The organism is Enterobacter sp. R-1.6.2, from assembly GCF_035064085.1.
Lineage (GTDB): Bacteria > Pseudomonadota > Gammaproteobacteria > Enterobacterales > Enterobacteriaceae > Enterobacter > Enterobacter asburiae_B.
This window is the reverse complement of the sequence record NZ_JASEYI010000097.1, coordinates 1-1,197: the sequence shown is the minus strand read 5'-3', so window position 1 is coordinate 1,197 and position 1,197 is coordinate 1. Positions and strand designations below refer to the sequence as shown.

Sequence of the window (1,197 nt, the reverse complement as noted above, 5' to 3'; positions counted from 1 at the left end):
GGAAGTTGCGATTAAGTGGTCCGCAGCTCCCGATATGACGCCCCAAACCGTCCTTTATCGACGTCCTGTGGCTCAATTTTCCAATTTTCAGCCCAAAATCGTCTCTTCGTGGCTGATTTTGGCCCTGTTTCAGGCCAATTTCCTCATTTCAGGTAGATCTCGCCTGTGCCCGTATCAATTGGTCAACTCGAACCAGGTTCGCCAGGGTGAATAACATCGCCAGTTGACTGTCATTTTTAGCCAGCCCCTTGTACCTGGCTTTGACGAAACCAAACTGACATTTTACTATCCGAAATGGATGCTCAACCTTCGCTCGGATACTCGCTTTCAGGTATTCGTAACGGATGGCCAGCTTGTTCTTGCGCGGGTGTTGCTTCAATGCATTCACTTTGCCGGGACGCTTGGCGATAAGCCAGTCTGCGCTGACATCGCTGAGCTCATCGCGCTTTTCGGCCCCCTGATAACCAGCATCGGCTGAGATAAATTCTTCATCGCCATGCAGTAACTTGCCAACCTGATTGAGGTCGTGCTCGTTAGCCGCCGTGGTCACCAGACTGTGGGTCAGGCCACTTTTGGCGTCCACGCCAATGTGCGCTTTCATGCCGAAGTACCACTGGTTACCTTTCTTGGTCTGGTGCATGTCTTCATCACGGCTGTTGTGTTTGTTTTTGGTAGAGCTGGGGGCTTGAATGATGGTGGCATCCACCAAGGTGCCCTGGGTCATTAGAACGCCACACTCTGCTAGCCAGTGATTAACGGTACTGAAGATTTTGCGGGCCAGTTCATGCTGCTCCAGCAAATGCCGGAAATTCATGATGGTAGTGCGGTCTGGAATGGCTTTATCCAGTGACAGGCGAGCAAATTGGCGCATGGAGGCGATTTCATAGAGGGCATCTTCCATGGCCTCATCGCTCAGGTTGTACCATTGCTGCATGCAGTGAATACGCAGCATGGTTTCCAGCGGATAGGGCCTGCGACCATTACCGGCCTTGGGATACACAGGCTCGATAACGCCAAGTAATTTGTCCCAGGGAAGCAAGTCATCCATTCTGCCAAGGAAAACTTCTTTGCGGGTCTGGCGGCGTTTACTGGAAAACTCACTGTCGGCAAAAGTCAGTTGCTGGCTCATCCGGTTACTCATTCTGGGTTCAGGTTACAACACGATGATCTCACATCTCGGACTTATTCGCACCTTCC

The 1,197-nt window shown here is 51.5% G+C and carries 1 protein-coding gene; it reads right to left on the bottom strand.

Annotated elements, in window-relative coordinates; all coding sequences use genetic code 11:
* Window positions 1-148: 148 nt before the first annotated feature.
* The gene (locus tag QMN93_RS25940) at window positions 149-1,129 is read right to left on the bottom strand and encodes an IS5-like element ISEc68 family transposase (RefSeq protein WP_000082736.1); all 981 of its coding nucleotides are present in this window, start codon (window positions 1,127-1,129) and stop codon (window positions 149-151) included.
* Window positions 1,130-1,197 lie beyond the last annotated feature (68 nt).

Coding starts and splice junctions, on each gene's coding strand:
- QMN93_RS25940 (WP_000082736.1), bottom strand. CDS start 1,129: ATGAGCCAGCAACTGACTTTTGCCGACAGTGAGTTTTCCAGTAAACGC.